The sequence below is a fragment of the Acidovorax facilis genome (assembly GCF_050626955.1).
Lineage (GTDB): Bacteria > Pseudomonadota > Gammaproteobacteria > Burkholderiales > Burkholderiaceae_C > Acidovorax > Acidovorax facilis.
The window spans coordinates 624,649-648,576 of record NZ_CP192460.1 but is presented as its reverse complement, the minus strand read 5'-3'; the positions used below and the strand labels follow the sequence as shown (position 1 = coordinate 648,576).

The following is a 23,928-nucleotide window of genomic DNA, read 5'->3' as shown; positions in this document are numbered from 1 at the left end:
CGCGCCACCGTGCCTACTGCGGCACGTAGTCCGACGGGTACTTGAGCGAATCCACCAGCAGGTGCGGCATGCGCATGCCCAGGTTGATGCCTTGGGGGGGAATCGGCTGAGTGAACCACTTGTCATACAGGCGGTGCAGCTCGCGGGTCTGGATCAAACGGCGCAGCTCGGCATCCACCACGGCCTTGAGTTCGGGGTTGTTGCGCTCAAACGCCACGGCATAAGGCTCGATGGTCATGGGCTTGCCGATGACCTTCAGGTCCTGCGGCTTGGTGTGGCTGGCGCGCAGGCCGTAGAGCAGCACGTCGTCCATCGCAAAGCCTTCGACCTTGCCGCTCACCACCCAGCCGAAGCCTTCGGCGTGGTCCTTGGCGGGCTCGATGCGCACGCGCACCGACTTGGTGGCAGCCTCGCGCGCCAGCGAATCAATGTTGGTGGTGCCCGCTGTGGATGCGAGTGTCTTGCCATCCAGGTCTTCGATGCGGGAATAAGGCTTGTCGCTTTGCACCACGATGCGCGACGAGGCAATGAAATGCGCAATGGTGAATGCCACGCGCTCACGGCGCGCTGCCGTGTTGGTGGTGGAGCCACATTCCAGGTCCACCTCGCCTTTTTCGATGGCATCGAAGCGGCTGCTGGAAGTGACCAGGCGGTAGGCCACCTTGGTCTCGCGCAGCTTGAGATGGCGCCCCAGCGCCTGCGCAACTTGCAGACAAACATCCACGCTGTAACCCATGGGTGTTCCGTGGGCCACATAGGACATCGGCATGGACGATTCGCGGTGGCCGATGACCACCACGCCGCTGGACTGGATGCGTTGCAGCGTCTTCCCCAGGGATGGTGACGACGGCGCCGCCTGCGATGGTGCCGCCGCCTGTGCCAGCACCTTGCCGCCACCCGCCATGCCGAACGCAAGCGCAAGCACGGCCGCGCTCATGCTCCCGCCCAGCCTTTTTCCGACCGTCGCAACTGTCATGGTGTTCACCTTCAATCAAGAAGTCGCCACCCCAGGCAGACTGAGGACATGGCAAGAAAAAGGATTCGGCCGCTCACCAAGCCGACGGCAGTGCGCTGGGCTCAGCCCGCAGGATGGATGTGCCAGTAGGCATGCCGGGCCAGGGCCGAGGCCAGCACCACCGAGGGATTCACCAGCGAGAGCCCTTCGAGCCGGGGGTGCTCCGCCAGCGCCAGGGGAATCTCGGTGCAGCCCATGATCAGCGTGGACACGCCGTAGCGCTCCTGCAGCGCAATCGACACGGCCTCAAAGCGCTGTCGCGCCAGCGGATAGTTGCCCGCCTTCACGCCGTCGTAGATTCCCTGCATCAACTGCTCGCGCTCATGGTCGTCGGGTACAAAGCAGGCGATGCGCGCACGCTCCAGCTCACGCTGGTACAGGCCGGCGTCGTAGGCGCCGCGTGTGGCCAGTAGCCCCACGCCCTGCACCTTGCGCGCCGACAGCTCGGCTACCACCTCCTGCACGCCGTGCAAGACCACCATCTGTGGAAACCGCTGCTGCAGGATGCCGTGCCAGGCATGGGCCGTGTTGCAGGCAATCGCCACCACTCGCGCGCCCAGCGCAGCCAGCCGCCCGGTGGCCTGCAGCATGGGGTCTGCGGGCTGGTGCGCGCCGGGGCGCGTGTCGTTCAGCGCGGCCGTGCGGTCCGGTATGGGCACCTGCGCCAGCCAGTGCTCGGGGTAGGCCTGGTCGTGCACCGGAATGCCCAGCACCTCCATGCGGTCGGTGCAGGCCTGCACGAACAGGCGCACAAAGTCAGCCCCGGCGGCCGGGCCCATCCCGCCCAGAATCCCCACCACCTGCGGGGCGTGGGGGTGGCTTGCAGACACTAAAGACATGCGCGCTCCGGCTTACTGTGCGGGCTTGTCGCTTTGGGCCACCAGGTTCTCGCGCAGCTCCTTGCTCATGGCCAGGTTCAGGTTCTGGTTGCGCGGTGGCACGGGCGACATGAACCACTTGGTGTAGAGCTTTTCGAATTCGCCCGACTTCATCATCCCGCCGATCACGCCGTTGACCAGCGCCTGGAACTGCGGGTCATCCTTGCGCAGCATGCAGGCATAGGGCTCCACCTGCAGCGAATCACCCACCACCGTCCAATCGGCCGGGTTGCGCTGGTTGCCCATCAGGCCGAACAGCAGGATGTCATCCATCGCAAACGCTTCCGCCCGTCCCGTTTCCACCAGCAACACGGAGTCGTCATGGTCCTTGCCCAGCACGATGTCCATGTCGAGGTTGTTGTCGCGGTTGTACTTGCGAATCACCTGTGCATTGGTGGTGCCCGAGGTGCTGGCCACCTTCTTCTTGGCCAGGTCTGCGTAGTTCTTGACGCCCGATGTCTTCTTGGTCAGCAGGCGCGTGCCGGTGTAGAAGTAGTTGATGGCAAATTGCACATCCTTGCCCCGCGCCGTGTTGTTGGTGGTCGATCCGCACTCGAGGTCGATGGTGCCGTTGGTCAGCAGCGGAATACGGTTCTGCGATGTCACCGCCTGCAGTTCCACCTTGAGGGCGGGGTTGTTCACACGCTTCTTCACGGCATCGACCACCGCGTTCGAGATGTCCACCGCAAAGCCCACCGGGGCACCGGGGCCCGAGAGGTAGCTGAAGGGCACCGATGACTCGCGGTAGGCCAGCGTGATCTTGCCCGACTCGGCAACCTTCTTGAGGGTGTCGGCACTGGCCATGGTGCTGGCCAGCAGGCCGGTGAGCACGATGGCGGCGGAGGTGACGGCGGAGAGCTTCATGGGAATCCCTTTGCGAAAAATCAGGTGGACGGTTGAAAAATCGAAACGCAGGGGCACTGTAAAAATTCGCGCCACACTTGAACAATTCATTTGCACGGGTACGTCATGACCAAAAGTTATGCCGCCGATCTGGTGCACACCGCCGCACCATCCAAGTGCCATTTTTCCCATTCCGCGCGGCTGTTCCGTGATGTGTGCCTTCCATCGGTGCACACGCATAACTTCCCGGCATGGCTGCGCATGGCATTGGCATTGTTCAAAGGCCCGCCCTCACCCTACATTGACTTTCAGTCAACCAACAACATAGAACACACAAGATGCAGGTATGTGTCCTCGGCGCGGGCATCGTGGGCCTGGCCACCGCCTATGAGCTCCACCAGCGCGGCATGCAGGTGACCGTGATCGACCAGGCCCAGCCCGGTGCTGGCGCCAGCGGCGGCAATGGCGCGCAATTGAGCTACAGCTATGTGCAGCCCCTGGCCAATGCCGGCCTGTGGCACCAGTTGCCCGAACTGCTGCTGTCGCCCCGCTCGCCGCTCAAGATGCGCCCGCAGTGGGACGTGCACCAGTGGCGCTGGGGCCTGGAGTTTTTGCGGGCCTGCAACCGGCGCACGTCCGAGCGCAGCACCCAACACCTGCTGGCCCTGGCCGCACTCAGCCGCCAAGGTTTTGAAGCCATGCTGCAGGCCGAGCAGCTGGACTGCAATTTCTCCAACACTGGCAAGCTCGTGCTGTACAGCACCCCTGCGGGCCTCGCCGCAGCGCAGCAGCAGATGGAACTGCAGCGCGCCTGGGGCAGCGAGCAGGAAGCCGTCTCGCCCCAGCGCTGTGTGGAGATCGAGCCCGCGCTGCAGCACTACCACCGCAGCATTGCAGGCGCCATCTACACCCCCAGCGAATGCGCGGCCGATTGCCTGGCGGTGTGCCAGGGACTGCAGCGGCTGCTGGCGGCACGCGGGGTGCGCTTTGTGCTGGGCACGCGCGTGGAGGGCTTTGTGCACCATGCGCGGCGCATTGCAGCCGTCCAGACCAGCGCGGGCGCCATCGAGGCGCAGCAATTTGTGCTGGCTCTGGGGAGCGCCAGCCACCAGGCGGCAAAGACCATGGGCTTTCGCCTGCCCATCTACCCGCTCAAGGGCTACAGCGTCACACTGGATACAACGGACGCTGCCGGAGCAGCGCCCCGCGTGAACGTGACCGATGCTGCGCGCAAGGTGGTCTTTGCACGCATCGGCCAGCGCCTGCGCGTGGCCGGCATGGCCGAGCTTGTGGGGCACGACGACCACATCCCCCCCGCGCGCATCCAGAGCCTGTGCGAGGCCACCCGCGCGCTGTTCCCCGGCTGCAGCGACTTTAGCGAACTGCGCCCCTGGACCGGCATGCGCCCTGCCACCCCCACGGGCGTGCCGCTGGTGGGAAGGCACACCCACGCCCCAGACAACTTGCTGCTGAACACAGGCCACGGTGCACTGGGCTTTACGCTGGCGTTTGGGACGGCAGCGCAGGTGGCCGAGCTGGTGGTGCCGACAGCCTGAGCACCAGCGAGAGGGCGACAGCCCTCCCCACACGGCGCTATTCGGCCTCCCGCAGACCCACGGACTCCAGCGTCTCGGCCACCGCTTGGCGCATGCACTGCGTCATGGCGCTGGCCAGCAGCGAACTGGGCCGGTTCACAGTGCGCAATGACTTGATGGGCACGGCAATGTGCGGCGCCAGCGCCAGCACATCCACCTTGCTGCGGTCGGCCGAAGCAGCCGTGCAGGTGTCCACCACCGCCACCGCATGGCCGTGGTGCGCCAGGGCCAGCGCGGCGTGGTAGGTCTGCACCGTGATCGCCGTTTGCAGGCCTACACCAGCCTCACGGCAGGCATGGCTGACCACCGTGCCGATAGGGTCGCGCACATCCAGCCGCACCACGGGCGTGTCGGCCAGATCGGCCAGGTGCGCCACGCCCGCATCCACCAGCGCTGCACCCAGCATGCCCTTGGGCGCCACACACACCATGCGGCCATCGGCCAGGTGCTCCTGCGTGAGCGCAGGGTGGGCGATGGCGCTGAACACAAAGCCCACATCGGCCTCCTGCAGCACCAAGGCCGACACGATCTGCGGAGAATGGAGCGCGTCGATGGTGACCTTCACATCCGGATGCTTCTGCCGAAAGAACCGCAGCGCGCGCGGTAGCACCTCGTAGCTCAGTGCCAGCACGCTCAGGATGTGCAACTCGCCCTCGCGCTGGTCGCCCTTCAAGCTGTTGGCCAGGCGCTGCACATCATCGAGCTGGGTGAACAAACGCTCGATGTGCGGGTACAGCGTCTGCGCCTCGGTGGTGGGCACCAACTTGCCCTTGAGGCGATGGAACAGCGGAAAGCCCAGCTGCAGCTCGGCATGCGCCAGGATGCGGCTGACCGCTGGCTGGGTGACATTGATGAGGCGGGCCGCCGCACTCACGCTGCCGGTGAGCATGACGGCGTTGAAAACTTCTATGTGGCGAAGGCGCATGGGCTAACAATGCAAGGAACAGGCCCGATGCGCAATCCTTGCATCCACCCATTGCGACTCAAACGGGGACTGGAGCAGCGCGATAGTTAGAGCGACATCGACAGCCGCTGCGCCATGGCCGCACGCCAACGCAGCAAGTGCGGGTGCTGCTCGCCCGGCTTGTGCTTGACCACACGCGCAAAGTCCACCGCCACCACCGCCGTGATGTCGGCCACGCTGAAGCGGTCGGTGGCAATGAAGTCGCGGTCCGCCAAGCGCTCGTTGAGCAGGTTGAAGAACTGCCCCACGCGCACCAGCCCCCGCTCGGCCAGCGCCGGTATTTGCGGGTAGTCCACCGCGCCGGGCAATGCCCGGTTGGCCATGGCGGGCGCGCTGTTGCGCAGCGCCTCGGCAATGGCCAACAGGCCCTCGAACTCCATGCGCCAGTTCCAGCTGGCAATCTCGGCCTTTTCTGCAGGCGTTTCGCCCAGCAATGCAGGCTGCGGGTAGCGCGCCTCGACATACGCGGTGATGGCCGCGTTGTCGGTCAGCAGCAAACCCTCTTCGGTGCGCAGCGCGGGCACCGTGCACTGCGGGTTGATCTGGCGGTAGGCATCGCCCAGTTGCTCGCCATTGCGCAGGTCCACCTGCACGGTGTCGTGGGCCACACCCTTTTCTGCCAGCAGGATGCGCGCGCGGCGCGGGCTGGGCGCGGTGGCGCAGTCGTACAAAGTGATCATGGTGACGCCTTGCAAAAACACTCAGCGTGCGGGTGAAGAAGCTGCTGCCGCCGCCTCGATCTTGTCCTGCGTCTTGGTGTCAAAGTCGCTGGCCTCATGCCGCTCGCGCAACTGGCTGGCCAGGTCGCCCTGCACGCGGTTCACCTTGCGCCCACGCTGCACCGCCGGGCGCTTGGCAATCTGCTCGGCCCAGCGCACCACATGCGTGTATTCGTGCACCTGCAAAAACTCGCCCGCGTTATAGGCCTGCCCTTTCACCAGCAAGCCATACCAGGGCCAGATTGCAATATCCGCCACCGTGTACTCATTGCCCGCCACGTACTCGGTCACGGCCAGGCGCTGGTTCAGCACATCGAGCTGGCGCTTGGCCTCCATCGCATAGCGGTCGATCGCGTACTCGATCTTGACCGGCGCGTAAGCATAAAAATGCCCAAACCCGCCGCCCACAAATGGCGCACTTCCCATCTGCCAGAACAGCCACGACAGGCACTCCGCCCGCGCCGCGCCGTCTTTGGGCAAAAAGGCACTACCGAACTTTTCAGCCAGGTACATCAGGATGGCGCCGGACTCGAACACCCGCACCGGGTTGGCGGGGTCGGTGCGGTCCAGCAGGGCCGGGATCTTGGAGTTGGGGTTCACAGACACGAACCCGCTGCCAAACTGCTCGCCCTCGTTGATGCGGATCAGCCACGCATCGTACTCCGCCCCGCTGTGGCCAAGCGCCAGTAGCTCTTCGAGCATGACCGTGACTTTCACGCCATTGGGCGTGCCCAGCGAGTACAGCTGCAGTGGGTGCCGCCCCACGGGCAGCACCTTGTCGTGCGTCGCCCCGGCAATGGGCCGGTTGATGCTGGCGAACTGGCCGCCGTTTTCCTTGTTCCAATGCCAGATGGCGGGGGGGGTGTAGGGAGTGGGGTTGGACATGTGGTGACTCGTGGCAAATGGGAAATTGGCGGAATTGTCAAATGTTGCTGAATGAGTTTAGCCACTAGATGGATTCGCCGCTAGGAGTGCGAATGTTCGGTGAAACATTCTGACCCGGTACTTGGCCGGACCAGTCTCCATGTCACTTCCAAAAATGTGAAGTTGATTATCCGCTATAGCTTCATCTGGTACTGATCAATGTCCAGTGCAACTTGATCGGGAGACAAAGAGAATACATACTGCATACTCGTCATACGGTCTGCATTAGAGGAAGGCAACACAACTTCTATTCGACCCTTACCTTCGTTCTCGATCAGTGCCACCCTGTTTCCCACGAGTGTATTTAGGAGTTGACAAATACCCTTACCAATCGTCACTAGTTCATCAATATCGACAGAGTAAAGGGCCTCCAAATGAAGTAGATTGCGTTCATCAAACAATGTGCGGAAATTTTTCCGAATTGACTCCACCGAGATATCTGGCAGCATTAAACTACCTTTATCTGCCGCATCCATGGTTGTCCGGTTTTGCAGCATAAAAACTGAACCAGACGTTTCACTCTTTCGCCGCTGAAGCTCTTTTTCACTAAGCTTTCCACCCATGCCATTCAGACAAAGCTTCAAGCCATGCTTATATTGTGAATGAGCATCACGATACTGCTCATAGAAGCGCACAGCAGATTGATGTTTGGAAATCAGCCTCTCCACACCTTGTGAATACTGTTGTATTGATGAGTACGCAGTGTCAGAATCTTGATGATTAAAACCAGCTTCTACAACTGCCATGGATGGCAGAAAAAAAAGACGCTCAGTCTGTTCACGAGAGAGGCTTCGAAGACGACTCGCAATATTCACGACAGAGCCGGCAGAATAAGAAACAGTGTTTTTGACGAAGTAAAGCTTCTCTCTAATAAACTTCAAGAGTCCAAGATAGTCCTCGCAATACATGACAACTTCGGACAAGGCATCCGCCAATATTCCGTTCGTCACATTTTTGTAAATCACCGTTTCGTAGTCGAAGTAGTCCTCACCATACGAGTCACGCAGCACAGCCTTAAGTCGTTCGCGCTCTCGCAATGCCTCCCTCAATGTGAACAACTTGTGAAGGCGCCAGAAACGATCGTAGTAGGTAAAGTAGAGTCGTATCTGGTGATCATTGGCAATGCGCCTCTCCTCGATTTTCATGTCAAGCAATACTCCAATTGATCAAGGAATCGCGTGAGCGGTCATTGCTGGGCTCGGCAGACACAGCTTCCCGCGTTTTGGGCGCACTCAATGCGCCTTATCCCAATTCGCCCCCACCCCCACCTCCGCCAATAACGGCACCTTCAGCGCCGCCACCTCGGCCATCAGGCGCGGGATATGGGTCTTGAGCCAGTCCACCTCGCTCTCGGGCAGCTCGAACACCAGTTCGTCGTGCACCTGCATGATCATTTGGATGTCCGGCTTGTGGGCATCCAGTTCCTTCTGCACGGCCACCATGGCCAGCTTGATGAGGTCTGCCGCAGTGCCCTGCATGGGGGCGTTGATGGCGGCGCGTTCGGCCCCAGCGCGGCGGGGGCCGTTGGGGGAATTGATTTCGGGCAGGTACAGGCGGCGGCCAAACACGGTTTCGACATAGCCCATGGATTTGGCGGCGGCCTTGGTGTCGTCCATGTACTGCTTCACGCCGGGGTAGCGCTGGAAGTATTTGTCGATGTAGGCCGCAGCGGCCTTGGTCTCTATCCCTAAGTTCTTGGCCAGGCCAAAGCTGCTCATGCCGTAGATGAGTCCGAAGTTGATGACCTTGGCGTAGCGGCGTTGCTCGCTGGTGACCTGATCGACCTCCACACCAAACACTTCGGCAGCGGTGGCGCGGTGCACGTCCAGCCCGGCGTGGAAGGCGTGCAGCAGCGAGTGATCGCCGCTCAGGTGGCCCATGATGCGCAGCTCGATCTGGGAGTAGTCGGCGCTGGCAATCACCCGGCCTGCGGGCGCAACAAAGGCCTCGCGCACGCGGCGGCCTTCGGGGGTGCGGATGGGGATGTTCTGCAGGTTGGGGTCGTTGCTGGACAAGCGGCCTGTCACAGCCACGGCCTGCGCGTAGTGCGTGTGCACGCGGCCTGTGCGTGGCAGCGCCAGCTGGGCCAGCTTGTCGGTGTATGTGCCTTTGAGCTTGACGAGGCTGCGGTGCTCCAGCAGCTTGGCGGGCAGGGGGTAGTCCTCGGCCAGCTTTTCCAGCACTTCTTCGTCGGTGCTGCGGGCGCCAGTGGCCGTCTTTTTCACCACCGGCATGCCCAGCTTGTCGAAGAAGATTTCGCCCAGTTGCTTGGGGCTGCTCAAGTTGAAGGGCTGGCCTGCAATTTCATACGCCTCGGTTTCGAGCTGCAGGATGCGCTGGCCCAGCTCGTGGCTTTGGGCGGCCAGCGTAGGCGCGTCGATGAGCACGCCGTTGCGTTCGATGCGGTACAGGGCCTCGCTGCTGGCAATTTCCAGCTCGTAGATGAAGCGCAGTTTGTCGTCGGCCTGCAGCAGCGGCCACAGGGCGTTGTGCACGTCCAGGGTCTGGTCGGAGTCTTCGCACGAGTAGGCGGCGGCCTTGTCCACCGGCACCTGGGCAAACGGGATCTGGTGCGCGCCTTTGCCGCACAGGTCTTCGTAGGTGATGCCTTTGCGGCCGATGTGGCGCTCGGCCAGGCTGGTCAGGTTGTGGGGCTTGTGCACTTCCAGCACGTAGCTTTGCAGCATGGTGTCGTGCGCGTAGCCCTGTACCTCGATGCCGTGGTTGGCGAACACATGGCGGTCGTATTTGATGTGCTGGCCCAGCTTGTGGTGCTTGGCGTTCTCCAGCCAGGGTTTGAGGCGTGCGAGCACGTCGTCCAGCGGCAGTTGCGCTGGGGCGTCGGGGCCTTCGTGGCGCAGGGGGATGTAGGCGGCCTCGCCTGCTTGCACGCTGAAAGAGATGCCGACGATTTGCGCACGCATTTCGTCGAGGGAGTCGGTCTCGGTGTCGATGGCCGTGAGCGGGGCTTTGTGCAGGCGCTCCAGCCACTGGTCAAAGTCGGCCCAGTTCAGGATGGTGTCGTACACCACCGTGCGGTGCTGGGCCTCTTCGGCCACGGTGCTGGCGGAGTGGTCGGCAAACAGGTCGCCGCTTTGGCCGGGCATGGCGACGGTGGGGGCGGTGGCGGCAGAAGCAGTAGCACCCTTGATGGCAGCAGCCAGGCCCTTGAAGCCGTATTGTTCGTAAAACGGCAGCAAGCCAGCGTTGTCTGGCGCGTCCAGCGTGATGTCGTCAAACGCGGGCAGGCCGGGGATGTAGTCGGCCAGCGCGCAGTCGGTCTTCATTGTGACGAGCTGGCGGCTCAGGGCCAGCTGGCCGCTGGCGATCGCCTCGCGCAGGTTGTTGCCTGCCACGCCCTTGATGGCGTCGGCATTGGCAATCAGGTTGTCGAGCGAGCCGTATTCTTCCAGCCACTTGGCGGCCGTCTTGGGCCCCACCTTGGTCACACCGGGCACGTTGTCCACGGTGTCACCCACCAGGGCCTGGTAGTCCACCATCAGCGCAGGCGGCACGCCAAACTCGGCCGTCACGCCTGCCACGTCGCGGCGCTTTCCGCTCATGGTGTCGATGATGGTGATGTGCTCGTTGACCAGCTGGCTCAAGTCTTTGTCGCCGCTGGACACAATGACCTCAATGCCCTGTGCGGCCGCCACGTGGGCCAAGGTGGCGATCACGTCGTCGGCCTCCACGCCGGGCACGGCCACTACCTTCCAGCCCAGCAGGTCCACCACCTGGTGGATGGGCTCGATCTGGCTGCGCAGGTCGTCGGGCATGGGCGAGCGCGTGGCCTTGTATTCGGTGTACAGGGCGTCGCGGAAGGTGGGGCCCGAGGCGTCGAACACGCACACGGCGTAGTCGGCCACCACCTCTTTGCGCAGGGCCTGCATCATGTTGATCATGCCGCGAATGGCACCGGTGGCAGGGCTTGTGGGGTCGCCCGGCACCGCCCGCAGGTCGGGCATGGCGTGGAAGGCGCGGTAGAGGTAGCTGGAGCCGTCCACCAGCACCAGGGTCTTTTTGTCAGTCATGCACGGATTGTGCACGGCCGGACTCCACCCAGGCAGCGCTCTACAATCGCCCGATGCGCGCTCTCTACCTCCTTTTGCTGCTGGGCATTGCCTCCGGCACCGCCCTGGCCCAAAATCCAAGCCAAAATGCCCCTCAGGGCACGACGGACAAGCGCGAAGCGCTCTCAAATCAAGAGCAATCTGCAGGCCGCACCAACCAGCGTACCGAGCGCATCCAGGTGGAAGACGCGGGCAGCCGCGTTGATGAGCTGCGTGTGGGCGGGCAAACACAGACGATTTCGGTGCAGCCCAAGACCGGCAACATGCCCGGCTATGAAGTGCAGTCGCCCGATGGCGCACGCAGCCGCGCAGGCAGCAACAGCGGCGCCGAGACCACCACCGCCCCGCGTGTCTGGAACGTGCTGAAGTTCTGAGGCCCCTGCGGCGACTGCGGTATTTGGCAGCGCCACCGCGCGGCCCCCATGAAGCCGCTGCACGCCCTGCCCTTCTTCTGCCAGTTTTTCATTTCTTTGTAACCCCCCTGAGCGATGGCCGTTTTTACCGAAGTCTCCAACACCGAGGCGCGCGAGCTGCTGCGCCGTTTGCAACTGGGTGAGCTGGTAGAGCTGCGCGGCATTGAGGGTGGCATCGAGAACACCAACTACTTTCTGACCAGCGACCAGGGCGAGTTCGTGCTCACGCTGTTCGAGCGCCTCACGGCGGCACAACTGCCGTTCTACCTGTACCTGATGAAACACCTGGCGCACGGCGGCGTGCCCGTGCCAGACCCGCGTGCTGACAAGAACGGCGACATCCTGCACACCGTGTGTGGCAAACCCGCTGCGGTGGTGAACAAGCTGCGCGGCAAAAGCCAGCTCGCACCCCAGGGCGTGCACTGCGCGGCCGTGGGCACCATGCTGGCCCGCATGCACCTGGCGGGGCGTGGGTTTGACCGGCACCAGCCCAACTTGCGCGGCCTGCCCTGGTGGAACGAAACCGTGCCCGTGGTGCTACCCCACATCGATTCGGCCCAGGCCGCCCTGCTGCGGTCCGAGCTGGCCTACCAGAACCATGTGGCGGCCAGCGCCGCGTATGCCGCACTGCCCAGGGGCCCCGTGCACGCCGACCTGTTCCGCGACAACGTGATGTTCGATGGCGAGGAGCTCACGGGTTTCTTCGACTTCTACTTTGCGGGCGTGGACACCTGGCTGTTTGACCTGGCGGTGTGCCTGAACGACTGGTGCATCGACCTGGCCACCGGCGCGCACGACGCCGAGCGCGCCACCCGCATGCTGGACGCCTACCAAGCAGTGCGCCCGCTCAACGCGGCCGAACGCGAACTGCTGCCTGCCATGCTGCGCGCCGGTGCCTTGCGGTTCTGGATCTCGCGCCTGTGGGACTTTTACCTGCCGCGCGAAGCCTCGATGCTCACGCCGCACGACCCCACCCATTTCGAGCGCGTCTTGCGTGCTCGCCTTGCACACCCAGTGCACGCCTGAGCCCTTGTGCAGTGGCCGGAATGGGCCGCTGGGGTAAATTCCAAGCTATTGCACTGCCATGGGCGGCCTTCTGGCTGCCGGCAATGCCCGGGCGCAGGCCCCACCTTTCTTCAGCAGCACCTTCATGAAACTCCACATCGTCCCCGCCCGCACTGGCATGACCTGGGTCAAGCTTGGTATACGGACGTTCTGGAAGCAGCCCATGGCATTGGCAGCGCTGTTTTTCATGACCATGGCGTCCATGTCGCTGGCCTCCATGATTCCGCTGGTCGGCCCTGCGGTGGCGCTGATGCTGTTGCCATCGGCCACCCTGGCCATGATGGTGGCGGCGGCGCAAGCCTCGCAGGGGCGGTTTCCCACACCGGCCGTGCTGCTGGTGGCGTTTCGCACCGGGCAGCAGCGGCTGCGTGACATGCTGGTGCTGGGCGCCCTGTATGCGGCTTGCTTTCTGGCGGTAATGGGCCTGTCGGCCCTGATCGACGGCGGGCAGTTCGCCAAGGTGTACCTGGGCGGTGCCCAGCTCAGCAAGGAAGTGGCCGAAGACCCGGCGTTCCAGAGCGCGATGTGGCTCTCCATGGTGCTGTACCTGCCGCTGTCGCTGCTGTTCTGGCATGCCCCGGGGCTGGTGCACTGGCATGGCGTGCCGCCGGTCAAGGCGCTGTTCTTCAGCATCGTGGCCTGTGTGCGCAACTTCAGCGCATTCCTGGTCTATGGGCTGGGCTGGCTGGGCGTGTTTCTGCTGGGGGGGCTGGTGGTGGCGCTGGTGTCGGCACTGCTGGCCACGGCGGGGCTTGCGGCATCGGCGGCTGGCGGCATCATGGTGGGTGCCGCGTTGATGATGGCGGCGATGTTCTTCACGTCGGTGGTGTTCACCTTCCGTGACAGCTACGAGCCCCCTTCAACCCCAGAACCCGAGCCGCCCCATGACACACCACCACCCGACTCCCCTGCTCCTGGGCCGGACTGACAACGAGCTTCTCTGGCACCGGCGGCGCAGCCTGTTGCAGGCAGCCGCCGCGTGGGTGGCCGCTGGCGGGTGGATGGCCGCACAGGCGCAATCGGGCAGCAACATCGTCGAAGTGCGCGGGGATGTGCTGCGCAATGGGCAGGCGCTGACGGCACAGGGCAGCATCGCCGCCGGTGACCGCATCGAAACGGGGCCGGGCTCCACCGCCATCTTTGCCGTGGGCAACAGCGCTTTCATGGTGCGGCAGAACACACGCCTTGCGCTGGAGGGCGACACGCCGACCGCCGTCAAGGTGCTGCGGGTGCTGACCGGCGCGGTGGCCAGCGTGTGGGGGCAAGGCACCGACCGGCAGGTGATTTTGCCCACCGCCACGGCGGGTATCCGGGGCACGGGTGTGTATGCCGAGGTGTTCCCCGAGCTGGACCACCGGGGCTACTTCTGCAACTGCTATGGAACGGTGGACCTGGCCGCTGGCAACGAAAGCGTGGTCAGCCAGTCGGTCTACCACCAGTCGTTCTGGGCCGAGCCTGCGCCGCGCGACGGCCGCCTTCTGACCCCTGCAGGTGCCATCAACCACACCGACGAAGAGCTGGAGTTTCTGGCCGGCCTCATCGGCCAGCGCACGGCCTGGCAGATTGCCGGGCGCAAGGGCACCAAAGACGGCAGCGGGCAGATGAACTACCCCGCGCCCGGCGGCACAACGCCAGGAACCACACCGCCGGCACCCACGGCCCCCACCCGCGCCGTTCCACCGCCCCCCGGCGACACCAGCACCTACTGACCCAGCTACGGCGCCCCTGGCAACGCGCCCACCGCAACGCACAAGGCCCACTGGCCAGGGGGTTGCCCTGTTGGTGGCAACCCCCTGGCCAGCGGGCCGGGTCGGTCAAAAAACGAACTAGCGGGGGATCAGGTCCCGATCACGCCGCCGTCGTTCTTGGTGATCACGATGGTGGCAGAGCGGGGGCGCTTGCCTGCGCCGTAACCTGCGTTGGCGGGCCACTGGCTCTGGTACTTGGTGGCGTCGCCCACATTGGCCAAGGCGGTGCCTTCACCGGGGTGCTGAATGTTCACGAAGATGGCCTTGCCGTCGGGCGTTTCAGCCACGCCGGTGATTTCGCTGCCCTTGGGGCCGACCAGGAAACGCTTGAGCGTGCTTTCGGTGGCAGCCTTGCCCACGGGGGTCACGATGTCCAGCTTGGTGCCGTCGGTCTTGGTGTAGCTCAGCGTCTTCTTGCCGCCGTCACCCACCTGGCCGGGCACAGCGGCCAGCATCATGCAGTTGGTCACGTCGGTGTAGGCACCGTCGTCGGTCTGGATCCAGCAGATGCCGGTGGCCTTGCTGAAGGCCAGGCCGTCGGGGCTGGAGAAGTCCTGGTCAGCAGTCAGCGACGAGATGTTGACCAGCGCCTTGTCGGCCCCGGCTTCGGCGCCGAACAGGTACACGTCCCAGGTAAAAGCCGAGACCGAGGCGCCTTCCTTCATGCGCACCAGGTGGCCATTGGGGTTGCCGGTCTGTGCCGAGGTGCCCTTCATGTCGGTGTAGGCACGCGGGTTGGCGGCGTCTGGCAGGTACTGGCTACCCGTGGGGTTCACACTGCGGTTGCTGTTGTTGGTCAGCGTGAAATAGATCTCGCCGTTGGCGGGGTTCACGGCGTTCCATTCGGGGCGGTCCATCTTGGTGGCGCCCACGGCATCCGCCGCCAGGCGGGTGTTGATGGCGATGTCGGCTGCGTCGGCAAACTTGTAGGCTGCATAGCCGCTGATGGCGGTGTTGGCCAGCGCCAGCTCGACCCAGGTGCCCGTGCCATCGGCATTGAACTTGGCCACATACAGCTTGCCGCTGTCCAGGTACTTGTCGCCCACGGCCATGCGGTCGGCGGCATTGGCATCGGCGGCATTCCACAGCGCGGTGGACACAAACTTGTAGATGTATTCGCCGCGCGAATCGTCACCCATGTACACCGACAGCGGCTTGCCTGCCTCAACCTTGCCAAACGCCGCGCTTTCGTGCGCAAAGCGGCCCAGGCCCGTGCGCTTCTTGGCCATGCGGGTCTTGTCGTAGGCATCGATCTCGACGATGTAGCCCATGCCATTCATCTCGTTGCGGTAGTCATCGCTGCCGTCCACCGAGGTGCCAGTCTTGCTGTTGTTCCAGCGCTGGTACTGGTCGGCGGCACCGCCGCTCTCCCAGCCGTGGCGCGATGCAGCACCCTGGTTGCGGCCATAGCGCTTGAGGGCCGTGACGCTCTTGTCGTTGCCGCGTGCGGCATCGTCGGCAGCGCTACGCGTGAAGTAACCAAACCAGTTTTCCTCACCGGTGAGGAACGTGCCCCAGGGCGTCTTGCCCGTGCCGCAGTTGTTCAGCGTGCCGCGTGTGGTGGTGCCCGTGGGGGAGAACTTGGTGATCATCTGCGCATTGCCACGCGCAGGGCCCGAGATCTCGATGGGGCTCAGTGCCGTGAGGCGGAAGTTGAGCGCAGAGTTCTGCACGTAGGCCCACTTGCCACCCGACTTGGCGACTTCGATCACGGCAATGCCGTGGATCGCCGTTTCCTTGTCGATTTCGGCCGCAGGGCGTGGCAAGGTGGTCGTGCCACCGTTGGCATGCAGGAAGTGGGACGACAGCTTTTCGTCGGTGGTGGCTTCGTGGTTGATGGCCAGCAGCCCGCGCTCGATGGCGTTGTCGTTGCGCTTGCCGTCAGCACCCAGGCCAAACCATTCCATGCCGTCGTGGTGGTCACCACCGCGCTTGTCGAAGTCACCATCGGTGCCATCGTTCTTGTAGGCAGCCACGCCTGCTGCAATGGGGTCGCCCAGCGCAAACAGCACGCTGGCGGTGTAGCCCGCAGGCACGGCCACCACGTCGGCCAGGCTCTTGGGCACCGCGCCAAAGCCCAGCAGCTTGGGGCCGGCAGGGGGTGGAGTCACTGCAGGGTCGTCGCTGCCGCCGCAGGCCGACACGCCAAAGCCCGCCAGCAGCGTGGTGCCCACCGTGCCCACGCTGCCCCGCAGAAGGCCACGGCGCGACAGGCGAGCGCCCAGCACCGCATCAAAGCTGGGGTTGGCAGAGGTGTTGGAGTTCTCGTTGTTGAAGTCAATCGCCTGCTCTGGCGCAGCCACACGGTGGTTCATGGGGTTCCTCGGGTTGTTGGTTACAAAACCCATGGAGCGTAGAAACCGTGGGTGACATCGCCGTGAAGCTTTTGCGGCGGTTTGATGACAGCCGGTCCCTGCAAGCTGGTGGTCGCACCAGAGGTGGAAATACACAAATACGAATCACTACTATTTGTATAATCAAAACCTGCCCTCGCCCACCCAGCCACGCCCTCGCACCTTGTGGTGCACAGGCTCCCTCAGCCAGTGCGGCCCCTTCGTTGACCACCGCAGCGCCCTTGCAGGCCCACCCGCCTTCCATGCCATGGCCTGCGCGCCCCTTTGCCCCGGAGACCTCTGCATGCCCCATTCCTTTCTGAAGACCTCGGTCCTGGTAGCCGCTTTGGCCCTGTGCACCTATGGCACTCACGCAGCAGCGCAGACAGGTGGGGCGCCGGCCCCGTCGGCCAACGCACAGGCGGTGAACACCAACATGGTGGCCGCGCACTACGGCCACCTGGTACATGCCAACTACACCGACACGCTGAATGCCGCCAAGGCCCTGCAGACGGCTGTGCTGGCATTCACCGCCAAGCCCTCTGCAGAAACGCTGGCCGAAGCCCGCAAGACCTGGCTGGCCGCACGCGAGTTCTACGGGCAGACCGAAGCCTTCCGCTTCTACGGCGGCCCCATTGACAACGACAACGGCCCGGAAGGCCGCATCAACGCCTGGCCCATGGACGAATCGTTTGTGGACAGCGTGCAAGGCAAGGCCAACGCCGGGCTGGTGAACAACCGTAAGTTCACCATCAACAAGAAGAACCTGTCGGCCCAGAACGAGCGCGGCGGCGAAGAAAACATTGCCACGGGATGGCACGCCATCGAGTTCTTCCTGTGGGGCCAGGACCTGTCAGACACCGGCCCGGGCAACCGCAGCTTTGAAGACTTTGTGGATGGCAAAGCCCCCAATGCCGACCGCCGCCGCCAATACCTGAACGTGGTGACAGAGCTGCTCATTGACGACCTCACCACGCTGGTGAAGGCCTGGGCGCCAGATGCCAAGAACAACTACCGCGCCCGCTTCGTCAAAGGCGGCCAGGAATCGGTGCGCAAGATGCTGGTGGGCCTGGGCTCGCTGTCGCGCGGCGAACTGGCCGGCGAACGGCTGGAAGTGGCGCTGAACAGCCAGGACCAGGAAGACGAGCACTCGTGCTTTTCGGACAACACCCACCGCGATGCGGTGACCAACGCACTGGGCATCCAGAACGTGTGGCTGGGCCAGTACAAGCAGGCCAACGGCACGGTGCTGCAAGGCCCTTCGCTGCGTGACCTGGTGGCCGCCAGGGACGCCGCGCTGGCCGACAAGACCACGCAGCAGATCGCCGCATCGGTGGTCGCCGCAGAAGGCATTCAGGCCCCGTTCGATCGCGAAATCATCGGCGGCAAGGACGCCCCGGGCCGCCAGCGCATCCAGAAGACCATCGACAGCCTCACACAACAAAGCAAAGACCTGGTCGCTGCCGCCAACGCCATTGGCATCACCAAGTTGACGCTGGTCCAGCCTTGAACATGCAGATCTCGCGAGCCAAACGCCGCCAGCGCGCTGTGCGCCTGGCGGCTGCCAGCACCGCCATCGTCGCACTCGCCGGCTTCGGCAGCCTGGGCATTCCATCGCTGACGGCAGCCCCCCAGCCCGACGCGCAGGGCGAAAAAACCGGCGGCGAGGCCACCGTATTCGCCACCGGGCGCAATGCCTTCTCGTTCCCAGCCGCCAACCTGACCGATGAGGAACGCACGCGCTTTGTCATCGGCAACTCGTTCTTTCGCCGCAACTGGGTCGAGGCCCCTGCATCCACCAAGGCCCGGGATGGCCTGGGCCCGCACTTCATCGCGCGCTCGTGCGGTGGCTGCCATGTGCAGGACGGCCGGGGCGAGCCACCAGCGATCTTCAACCGCCTGGGCGAGACCAAGGACCCGACCGTGGCCCTGCTGATCCGCCTGTCCATCCCCGGCAAAGACGCGCATGGCGGGCCCAAGCCCGAGCCGGTGTATGGAGACCAGTTCAACAACGCGGCCATCCAGGGCGTCAGCCCTGAAGGGCGCGTCACGCTGCGCTACGAAACGATCAAAGGCCAGTTTGCCGACGGCACGCCCTACACGCTGCAAAAGCCCGTGTATGGCTTCGCCGACCTGGGCTACGGCCCCATGCACCCGGACGTGATGAGCAGCCCGCGCATTGCGCCGCAGATCATCGGCGTGGGCCTGCTCGAAGCGATTGCCGAGGCCGACATCCTGGCCAACGCAGCCGACCAGGCTGCGGCGCCTGGCCCCATCAAAGGCCAAGCCAACAAAGTGTGGGACGCGCCCTCGGGCAGCACGATGACAGGGCGATTTGGCTGGAAGGCCAATGTGGCCACCATCGCGCACCAGACGGGTGGCGCCTTCCTGGGCGACATGGGCATCACGTCCCGCCACTTCGCGCACGAGACCTGCACCCCCGCACAAAAGGACTGCTTGGCTGCACCCAGCGGCAAAAGTGGCAAGGAAGGCGCCAGCATGCAAGGCCAGCCGGCTGTGGAGATCGACGACAAGACCCTCGCCGACGTGATCTTCTACCAGGCCACGCTGGCACCGCCCGCGCGCCGTAACGTCAACGACGTGCAGGTACAACGCGGTCAGGCCTTGTTTGCCCAGGCCCAGTGCGCCACCTGCCACCGGCCCAGCTACGTGACCAAAGAGGGCCCCTTCCCCACGCTGACCAGCAAAGCCCTGAACGGCCAGCGCATCTGGCCCTACACCGACCTGCTGCTGCACGACATGGGCGAACGCCTGGCCGACAACCGGCCCGACTTTGGCGCCAACGGCCGCCAGTGGAAGACGCCCGCATTGTGGGGCACCGGCCTGATCAAGGACGTGAACGGCCACACGCGCCTGCTGCACGACGGCCGCGCGCGCGGCGTGCTGGAGGCGGTGCTGTGGCACGGCGGCGAGGCCGAAGCAGCCAAGGACCAGGTGCTGAACATGAAGAAGGCCGACCGCGATGCGCTGGTGAAATTTGTGGAGTCGCTATGAGTATTGACCCCCACGCTCCGCCGCTTCGCGGGTCGCTGCCCCCCGAGGGGACCGCGTTTTCATCTTGGGGCGGCCCGGCGATGAAAACCAGCCCCCACGCTCCGCCGCTGCGCGGGTCGCTGCCCCCCGAGGGGGGCGCGTTTTCATCTTGGGGCGGCCCGGCGATGAAAACCAGCCCCCACGCTCCGCCGCTGCGCGGGTCGCTGCCCCCCGAGGGGGCGCGTTTTCATCTTGGGGCGGCCCGGCGATGAAAACATACCTCCTTGCTACCGCCCTGCTGTTGACCGCACTGCCCCCCATAGCGACGCCGGCCCAGACAGCGGCTACCGCCCCCGCCTGGCAGCGCGAGGCCGTGCCGTTCTACGACACCATACACGCGCTGCAGGGCATCTACGGGCATTGGGCCCTGCCCCGCGCCAAAGACTTTGACCAGAGCGCCCGCGCCCTGGCGCCCGCCGTGGCCGCACTGTGCCAGGCCCAGGCCAGTGACAGCAAGACGGCTCTGGCCGCCGCGCGCACAGCTTGGCAGGCCACAGCGCGCGCATGGGAGCAGCTGACCGCTGTGTCGATAGGCCCCGTCATCGCCCGCCGCAGCCAGCGCGCCATCGACTTCACACCCACCCGCCCCGCGTTGATAGAAAAAGCCATCGTCACCCAGCCCCAGGGCGCCAAGGCCTTCGAGCGCATCGGCACCCCCGCCAAGGGCCTGCCCGCGCTGGAATGGCTGCTGTGGACCCGCCCCGTGCAGCCCGGCAGCCCTGCCTGCAGCTACGCACACGAAGTGGCGCAGGACGTGGCCGGCGAATCCGCCGCCTTGCAAGCAGCCTTCACCACCGCCGCAGGCACCGACTGGGGCGCCGAGGACGAACAGGAGCAGTCCACCCAGGCCATCAGCGAGTTTGTGAACCAATGGGTGGGCGGCATCGAACGCCTGCGCTGGGCGCAGATGGAAAAGCCCTTGCGCGCCGCTGGATCGGGATCTGGCAGCCGCACCCCCGACTACCCCCGTTCTGCCAGCGGCGACACCCTGGCCGCCTGGGCCGCCACCTGGGCAGGCCTGCGCAGCGTGACCGCCCTGCCTGCGAACGCCGCCACACCCGCGCCCGGCGAGGCGCTGGTGCCGCTGGAGATGTATTTGCGCGGCAAGGGCCTGAACCCGCTGGCCGACAAACTGCACCAGGCCACCGGCAAGGTGGATGCATCGATGGCGCAGGTGCAAAAAGCGGGCGTGCAGAACAAGGCCGCCATCCAGCAGACCGCGAAGGATCTGGCCGCACTCAAGTATCTGGCCGAATCCGAAGTGGCACCGGCGCTGCAGGTGAGCATTGGATTCTCGGACGCCGATGGCGACTGACCCTCACCGCCGCACAATGCTGGCGGGGCTGGCAGGCCTGGGCGCGTGGGCGTTCGCTCCGGCCTCTGCGTTCGCCAGAAACAACAGCACCGTGCAATTGGCTGCCGCCTGGGAGCGCGAGGGCAGCTTTCACATCGGGCTGCTATCTACCCAGCTCGGCGCCGGGCAGCCGTTGCAGATCCACGCATCGCTCGAAGTCCCCACCCGCGCCCACGGCCTCTTTTTACTGCCCGATGGCTCGGTGCTGGCCACCGCCCGCCGCCCCGGCGACTGGCTGGTGCGCTGGTGGCCCGGCCAACGCGCGGAGCCTCAATGGCTGTGGCAGGACGGTGAGCGCAGCTTCAACGGCCATGTCATCGCCAGCGCAGACGGGGCACGTTTGTTCACCACCGAAACGGATGCAGAAACCGGCGCCAGCTGGGTCGGCGTGCGCGACACCCGCACCCTGCAAAAAGCCGCCGAATGGCCCACCCACGGCATCGACGCGCACGAGCTGACCTGGGACATGCGCACCACCCACCACGGCGCGCCCACCCTCATCGTTGCCAACGGCGGCGTACCCACCGCACCCGAAACCGGCCGGGTCAAGCGTGACCTGCAAACGATGGATTCGTCCATCGTGCGGCTGGACGGCCACACCGGCCGCCTGCTGGGCCAATGGCGCCTGCAAGACCAGCGCCTGAGCCTGCGCCATCTGGCCTGGAGCCCCGATGCTCGGACCCTGGGCATCGCCCTGCAGGCCGAACACGACGACACCACCGCCAAAGACGCCGCCCCCGTGCTAGCCCTGTTCGACGGCACGGCCTTGCGCGTAGTGCCCACGCCCGAGCGCATTGCACAAAGCATCCACGGCTACGGCGGCAGCATGGCCGCCACACCTGCGGGTTGGGCCGTCAGCTGCCCGCGCGCCAATGGCATTGCCACGTACACGCCACAGGGCGAATGGCGGGGGCTTGTGCCGCTGCCCGACGTCTGCCCGCTGGCCGTGCACGGCGGCGCGCTGTGGGCGGGCGGTTTGGGCGCCAGCCTGCAGAACGCGCAGGCCGCAGCGCCTGTGAGCCACACGCATGGCCGCAGCCTGCGAGGCGTGCGGCTGGACAACCACTGGGTGTTGGCAGCGCAAGAAATTTAGGTCAAAAGTGCCTCTAGCGCTTTATTGACAAGCGCCAAAAGCTATACAAAATATAGCAATCACCTCGCACACATCACCCTGATCGCTTGCGCACATAGCGCCCGGGCGCTTGCCCCCCATGGCGACTGCATGCGGTGCTGAAGGCGCTGGCCGCATGGCGCATACCGCACGGATAGCTGCGGATCGTTGATTTCAAAAATAATAGCTTCCAGCGCTTTACCAAAAAGCGCTAGCGGCCAATTTGACTCATTTTTGGGGCACCACGCTGCGTCGGCGAGGTGACGGCGGCGCACGGAGCGCGCCTGTCATCAACGCCCGGTGAACATGAAATACGCCAGCACACACACCGCCAGCGCCACGATCAGCCTGGCGATCCACGGCGTGATCAGCCACGCGCCCAGCACCATGGCGACGCGGCCCCACAGGTGGGGCGACTGCAGGGCGTGCGGGGCGTCGGCAGGCGGTGGCGCAACCCTGGCCTGCAGCGGGTAGCCGCAGGCGGGGCACGCGGGCGCGTGGGACGACACCTCTTTCGCGCATTCGGGACATCGCATGAGTGCCATGGTTACCGTCCCTCCTTGTGGGGCAGGCCAATGAGAATCTGCACGCGCCGGTTCAGCTGGCGCCCCTGGGGGTCATCACGCCCCTCCGGCGTGGTGTTGGGCGCCACCGGTTGGCGCTTGCCCAGCCCCTGCACGCTGGCCTGCCGTCCGGTCTGCGAGTGCAGCGCGCGGGCCACGGCTTCGGCACGGCGCAGCGACAGTGCATCGTTGTAAGCGTCGGTGCCCTTGCCGTCGGTGTGGCCCAGCACCGTGAGCGGGGCTGTGGCGTAGCTCTTGATGAGCTCGCCTGCTTTGTGCAGCGGCGCCGCCGCATCAGCGCGCAGCTCGGACTTGTCAAAGTCAAACAGCACGTCGGCCGGGAGGTCGATGGAGATGGCCTGGTCGGGCGTGGACCGGGCCTTGAGCTCCACCAGCAGCGCGCGCGTTTGCGCCAGCCGCGCCTTGGGCACCTCGGCTTCGCGCAGGATGGTCTGCGGGCCACCGCTGCGCTGCAGCGTGGTGTCGCGCGTGCTGCTGACCGAGCCACCTGCGGCACCCTGCGCGGACAACGCGGTCGACGGCGCGCCCGGTGCCGAGGTCAGCTGCGTGGGCACGGCCGCGAGTGACCGGCCGCTGCGCACCACCTCCAGCGCGTGCACCGGCCACGCTGCGGCAGACACCAAGAGCGCTGCCATCGCGGCCACCACCGCCCATCGCTGGCGCACCATCAGCCGCCCTGCAGTGGCAGGTCGATCACCAACCCCGGCGCCACGATGTTGTCGCCCTGGTTGCCGTCATTGAACACGAGCTTGAGCTTGCGGGCCGTCGGTGCCACGGCGCCCATGAAGACCAGTTGGCCGTCCAGCGTCTCGCCCTCGCGGATGGTGATGTCGCGGTTGTTGTCGGGCCTCTTGATGTGCAGGCGGGCGCCGCTTTCATCCTGCAGGTAGGTGTCGGCCAGGGCCAGCATGGTGGTGTCGGTGATGCGGTTGGCGAACGAGATGCTGACATCCAGCACCGTGGCGTCCGCGCCGATCTCCACGGCTTTCACGCGCACCGTGACGCCTGCAGCGGCCACGCCCTGAATGGACAGCGGCAACTTCACGGGCGCAGCGCCGGCCGGTGCCGGGGCGGCTGCCGCCGGGCCTGGCGCGGGGCTGGCCGCTGGCGGTGGGCTGGCAACGGGGGCGGGCGCTGCGGCAACCGGCTCGGGTGCTCGTTCTTTGCACGCGGTGAGCAAAACGGCGGTGGTCAGCATGGCAAGGGCGATACCTCGGTGCCAAGGCGCCCGGGCGGCAGGTGATGAGGTCATGGTGTC

General features: G+C 65.1%; 21 protein-coding genes. 9 read left to right on the top strand and 12 right to left on the bottom strand.

What is annotated here, in order from left to right:
* Positions 1-13: 13 nt before the first annotated feature.
* The 3 genes from ACQ4MJ_RS02945 to ACQ4MJ_RS02935 form a co-directional block, all read right to left on the bottom strand.
* Positions 14-976 (bottom strand): amino acid ABC transporter substrate-binding protein, encoded by a 963-nt coding sequence (locus ACQ4MJ_RS02945; RefSeq protein ID WP_431150164.1) that lies wholly within the window; start codon positions 974-976, stop codon positions 14-16.
* A gap of 101 nt (positions 977-1,077) precedes the next feature.
* On the bottom strand, positions 1,078-1,854 hold the full coding sequence (locus ACQ4MJ_RS02940) for an aspartate/glutamate racemase family protein (protein WP_055401531.1): 777 nt from the start codon (positions 1,852-1,854) through the stop codon (positions 1,078-1,080).
* Positions 1,855-1,866: 12 nt separating this feature from the next.
* Positions 1,867-2,757, bottom strand: coding sequence for an amino acid ABC transporter substrate-binding protein (locus tag ACQ4MJ_RS02935; protein ID WP_121420826.1), 891 nt, complete (start codon positions 2,755-2,757; stop codon positions 1,867-1,869).
* 317 nt (positions 2,758-3,074) lie between these two features.
* On the opposite strand from ACQ4MJ_RS02935, the gene ACQ4MJ_RS02930 reads away from it, so the two are divergent.
* Positions 3,075-4,292, top strand: a complete 1,218-nt coding sequence (locus tag ACQ4MJ_RS02930) for a D-amino acid dehydrogenase (protein ID WP_431150166.1) — start codon at positions 3,075-3,077, stop codon at positions 4,290-4,292.
* 37 nt (positions 4,293-4,329) lie between these two features.
* On the opposite strand, the gene ACQ4MJ_RS02925 is transcribed toward ACQ4MJ_RS02930, so the two are convergent.
* The 5 genes from ACQ4MJ_RS02925 to polA all read right to left on the bottom strand — a co-directional run bounded on the left by ACQ4MJ_RS02925 (position 4,330) and on the right by polA (position 10,969).
* Positions 4,330-5,256: a LysR family transcriptional regulator gene (locus tag ACQ4MJ_RS02925; protein WP_121420828.1), complete on the bottom strand. Its 927-nt coding sequence runs from the start codon at positions 5,254-5,256 to the stop codon at positions 4,330-4,332.
* Positions 5,257-5,342: 86 nt separating this feature from the next.
* Complete coding sequence (locus tag ACQ4MJ_RS02920; protein WP_431150169.1) at positions 5,343-5,975, bottom strand: glutathione S-transferase family protein; 633 nt, start codon at positions 5,973-5,975, stop codon at positions 5,343-5,345.
* Positions 5,976-5,996: 21 nt separating this feature from the next.
* A complete protein-coding gene (gene yghU, locus ACQ4MJ_RS02915; RefSeq protein WP_431150171.1) occupies positions 5,997-6,899 on the bottom strand; it encodes a glutathione-dependent disulfide-bond oxidoreductase in 903 nt (300 codons plus the stop codon).
* Positions 6,900-7,072: 173 nt separating this feature from the next.
* Positions 7,073-8,083: a hypothetical protein gene (locus tag ACQ4MJ_RS02910; protein WP_431150174.1), complete on the bottom strand. Its 1,011-nt coding sequence runs from the start codon at positions 8,081-8,083 to the stop codon at positions 7,073-7,075.
* Positions 8,084-8,170: 87 nt separating this feature from the next.
* On the bottom strand, positions 8,171-10,969 hold the full coding sequence (polA, locus tag ACQ4MJ_RS02905) for a DNA polymerase I (protein WP_431150175.1): 2,799 nt from the start codon (positions 10,967-10,969) through the stop codon (positions 8,171-8,173).
* A 53-nt stretch (positions 10,970-11,022) separates the two neighbouring features.
* Between polA and ACQ4MJ_RS02900 the strand changes: the two genes are divergently transcribed.
* The 4 genes from ACQ4MJ_RS02900 (at position 11,023) to ACQ4MJ_RS02885 (ending at position 14,195) form a co-directional block, all read left to right on the top strand.
* Positions 11,023-11,382, top strand: a complete 360-nt coding sequence (locus ACQ4MJ_RS02900; protein WP_055401044.1) for a hypothetical protein — start codon at positions 11,023-11,025, stop codon at positions 11,380-11,382.
* 114 nt (positions 11,383-11,496) lie between these two features.
* Positions 11,497-12,447: a homoserine kinase gene (locus ACQ4MJ_RS02895; RefSeq protein ID WP_121420833.1), complete on the top strand. Its 951-nt coding sequence runs from the start codon at positions 11,497-11,499 to the stop codon at positions 12,445-12,447.
* Positions 12,448-12,571: 124 nt separating this feature from the next.
* On the top strand, positions 12,572-13,414 hold the full coding sequence (locus ACQ4MJ_RS02890) for a BPSS1780 family membrane protein (RefSeq protein WP_121422818.1): 843 nt from the start codon (positions 12,572-12,574) through the stop codon (positions 13,412-13,414).
* The gene (locus ACQ4MJ_RS02885) at positions 13,371-14,195 is read left to right on the top strand and encodes an iron dicitrate transport regulator FecR (RefSeq protein ID WP_431150177.1); all 825 of its coding nucleotides are present in this window, start codon (positions 13,371-13,373) and stop codon (positions 14,193-14,195) included. Before ACQ4MJ_RS02890 ends, ACQ4MJ_RS02885 begins: the two co-directional genes overlap by 44 nt.
* Positions 14,196-14,323: 128 nt before the next feature.
* Here ACQ4MJ_RS02885 and ACQ4MJ_RS02880 read toward each other — a convergent pair whose 3' ends face one another.
* Positions 14,324-16,549, bottom strand: coding sequence for a PhoX family protein (locus ACQ4MJ_RS02880; RefSeq protein WP_431150179.1), 2,226 nt, complete (start codon positions 16,547-16,549; stop codon positions 14,324-14,326).
* A gap of 322 nt (positions 16,550-16,871) precedes the next feature.
* Between ACQ4MJ_RS02880 and ACQ4MJ_RS02875 the strand changes: the two genes are divergently transcribed.
* The 4 genes from ACQ4MJ_RS02875 (at position 16,872) to ACQ4MJ_RS02860 (ending at position 22,068) form a co-directional block, all read left to right on the top strand.
* Positions 16,872-18,077, top strand: coding sequence for an imelysin family protein (locus tag ACQ4MJ_RS02875; RefSeq protein WP_228896623.1), 1,206 nt, complete (start codon positions 16,872-16,874; stop codon positions 18,075-18,077).
* A 2-nt stretch (positions 18,078-18,079) separates the two neighbouring features.
* Entirely contained in the window at positions 18,080-19,582 is a 1,503-nt protein-coding gene (locus tag ACQ4MJ_RS02870; protein WP_228896621.1) for a di-heme oxidoredictase family protein, read from the top strand.
* Between the two features lie 247 nt (positions 19,583-19,829).
* A complete protein-coding gene (locus tag ACQ4MJ_RS02865) occupies positions 19,830-20,936 on the top strand; it encodes an imelysin family protein (RefSeq protein ID WP_431150180.1) in 1,107 nt (368 codons plus the stop codon).
* Positions 20,926-22,068 carry a DUF1513 domain-containing protein gene (locus ACQ4MJ_RS02860; protein ID WP_431150181.1) on the top strand — a complete coding sequence of 381 codons (1,143 nt, stop codon included), beginning with the start codon at positions 20,926-20,928 and terminating at the stop codon, positions 22,066-22,068. The genes ACQ4MJ_RS02865 and ACQ4MJ_RS02860 overlap by 11 nt, the downstream gene beginning before the upstream one ends.
* Positions 22,069-22,376: 308 nt before the next feature.
* Here the strand turns inward: ACQ4MJ_RS02860 and ACQ4MJ_RS02855 are convergent, their stop codons facing one another.
* From ACQ4MJ_RS02855 to ACQ4MJ_RS02845, 3 genes are read right to left on the bottom strand one after another with little or no spacing between them, the layout of a single operon-like run.
* A complete protein-coding gene (locus ACQ4MJ_RS02855; protein WP_431150183.1) occupies positions 22,377-22,631 on the bottom strand; it encodes a zinc ribbon domain-containing protein in 255 nt (84 codons plus the stop codon).
* Positions 22,632-22,633: 2 nt separating this feature from the next.
* Positions 22,634-23,305 carry an OmpA family protein gene (locus ACQ4MJ_RS02850; RefSeq protein WP_431173690.1) on the bottom strand — a complete coding sequence of 224 codons (672 nt, stop codon included), beginning with the start codon at positions 23,303-23,305 and terminating at the stop codon, positions 22,634-22,636.
* Positions 23,306-23,337: 32 nt separating this feature from the next.
* A complete protein-coding gene (locus tag ACQ4MJ_RS02845; RefSeq protein ID WP_431150187.1) occupies positions 23,338-23,922 on the bottom strand; it encodes a hypothetical protein in 585 nt (194 codons plus the stop codon).
* Positions 23,923-23,928 lie beyond the last annotated feature (6 nt).

Excerpts from the sequence above, each read along its gene's own strand:
- ACQ4MJ_RS02945 (WP_431150164.1), bottom strand. The coding sequence starts at position 976 with ATGACAGTTGCGACGGTCGGAAAAAGGCTGGGCGGGAGCATGAGCGCG.
- ACQ4MJ_RS02940 (WP_055401531.1), bottom strand. The coding sequence starts at position 1,854 with ATGTCTTTAGTGTCTGCAAGCCACCCCCACGCCCCGCAGGTGGTGGGG.
- ACQ4MJ_RS02935 (WP_121420826.1), bottom strand. The coding sequence starts at position 2,757 with ATGAAGCTCTCCGCCGTCACCTCCGCCGCCATCGTGCTCACCGGCCTG.
- ACQ4MJ_RS02930 (WP_431150166.1), top strand. The coding sequence starts at position 3,075 with ATGCAGGTATGTGTCCTCGGCGCGGGCATCGTGGGCCTGGCCACCGCC.
- ACQ4MJ_RS02925 (WP_121420828.1), bottom strand. The coding sequence starts at position 5,256 with ATGCGCCTTCGCCACATAGAAGTTTTCAACGCCGTCATGCTCACCGGC.
- ACQ4MJ_RS02920 (WP_431150169.1), bottom strand. The coding sequence starts at position 5,975 with ATGATCACTTTGTACGACTGCGCCACCGCGCCCAGCCCGCGCCGCGCG.
- yghU (WP_431150171.1), bottom strand. The coding sequence starts at position 6,899 with ATGTCCAACCCCACTCCCTACACCCCCCCCGCCATCTGGCATTGGAAC.
- ACQ4MJ_RS02910 (WP_431150174.1), bottom strand. The coding sequence starts at position 8,083 with ATGAAAATCGAGGAGAGGCGCATTGCCAATGATCACCAGATACGACTC.
- polA (WP_431150175.1), bottom strand. The coding sequence starts at position 10,969 with ATGACTGACAAAAAGACCCTGGTGCTGGTGGACGGCTCCAGCTACCTC.
- ACQ4MJ_RS02900 (WP_055401044.1), top strand. The coding sequence starts at position 11,023 with ATGCGCGCTCTCTACCTCCTTTTGCTGCTGGGCATTGCCTCCGGCACC.
- ACQ4MJ_RS02895 (WP_121420833.1), top strand. The coding sequence starts at position 11,497 with ATGGCCGTTTTTACCGAAGTCTCCAACACCGAGGCGCGCGAGCTGCTG.
- ACQ4MJ_RS02890 (WP_121422818.1), top strand. The coding sequence starts at position 12,572 with ATGAAACTCCACATCGTCCCCGCCCGCACTGGCATGACCTGGGTCAAG.
- ACQ4MJ_RS02885 (WP_431150177.1), top strand. The coding sequence starts at position 13,371 with ATGACACACCACCACCCGACTCCCCTGCTCCTGGGCCGGACTGACAAC.
- ACQ4MJ_RS02880 (WP_431150179.1), bottom strand. The coding sequence starts at position 16,549 with ATGAACCACCGTGTGGCTGCGCCAGAGCAGGCGATTGACTTCAACAAC.
- ACQ4MJ_RS02875 (WP_228896623.1), top strand. The coding sequence starts at position 16,872 with ATGCCCCATTCCTTTCTGAAGACCTCGGTCCTGGTAGCCGCTTTGGCC.
- ACQ4MJ_RS02870 (WP_228896621.1), top strand. The coding sequence starts at position 18,080 with ATGCAGATCTCGCGAGCCAAACGCCGCCAGCGCGCTGTGCGCCTGGCG.
- ACQ4MJ_RS02865 (WP_431150180.1), top strand. The coding sequence starts at position 19,830 with ATGAAAACATACCTCCTTGCTACCGCCCTGCTGTTGACCGCACTGCCC.
- ACQ4MJ_RS02860 (WP_431150181.1), top strand. The coding sequence starts at position 20,926 with ATGGCGACTGACCCTCACCGCCGCACAATGCTGGCGGGGCTGGCAGGC.
- ACQ4MJ_RS02855 (WP_431150183.1), bottom strand. The coding sequence starts at position 22,631 with ATGGCACTCATGCGATGTCCCGAATGCGCGAAAGAGGTGTCGTCCCAC.
- ACQ4MJ_RS02850 (WP_431173690.1), bottom strand. The coding sequence starts at position 23,305 with ATGGCAGCGCTCTTGGTGTCTGCCGCAGCGTGGCCGGTGCACGCGCTG.
- ACQ4MJ_RS02845 (WP_431150187.1), bottom strand. The coding sequence starts at position 23,922 with ATGACCTCATCACCTGCCGCCCGGGCGCCTTGGCACCGAGGTATCGCC.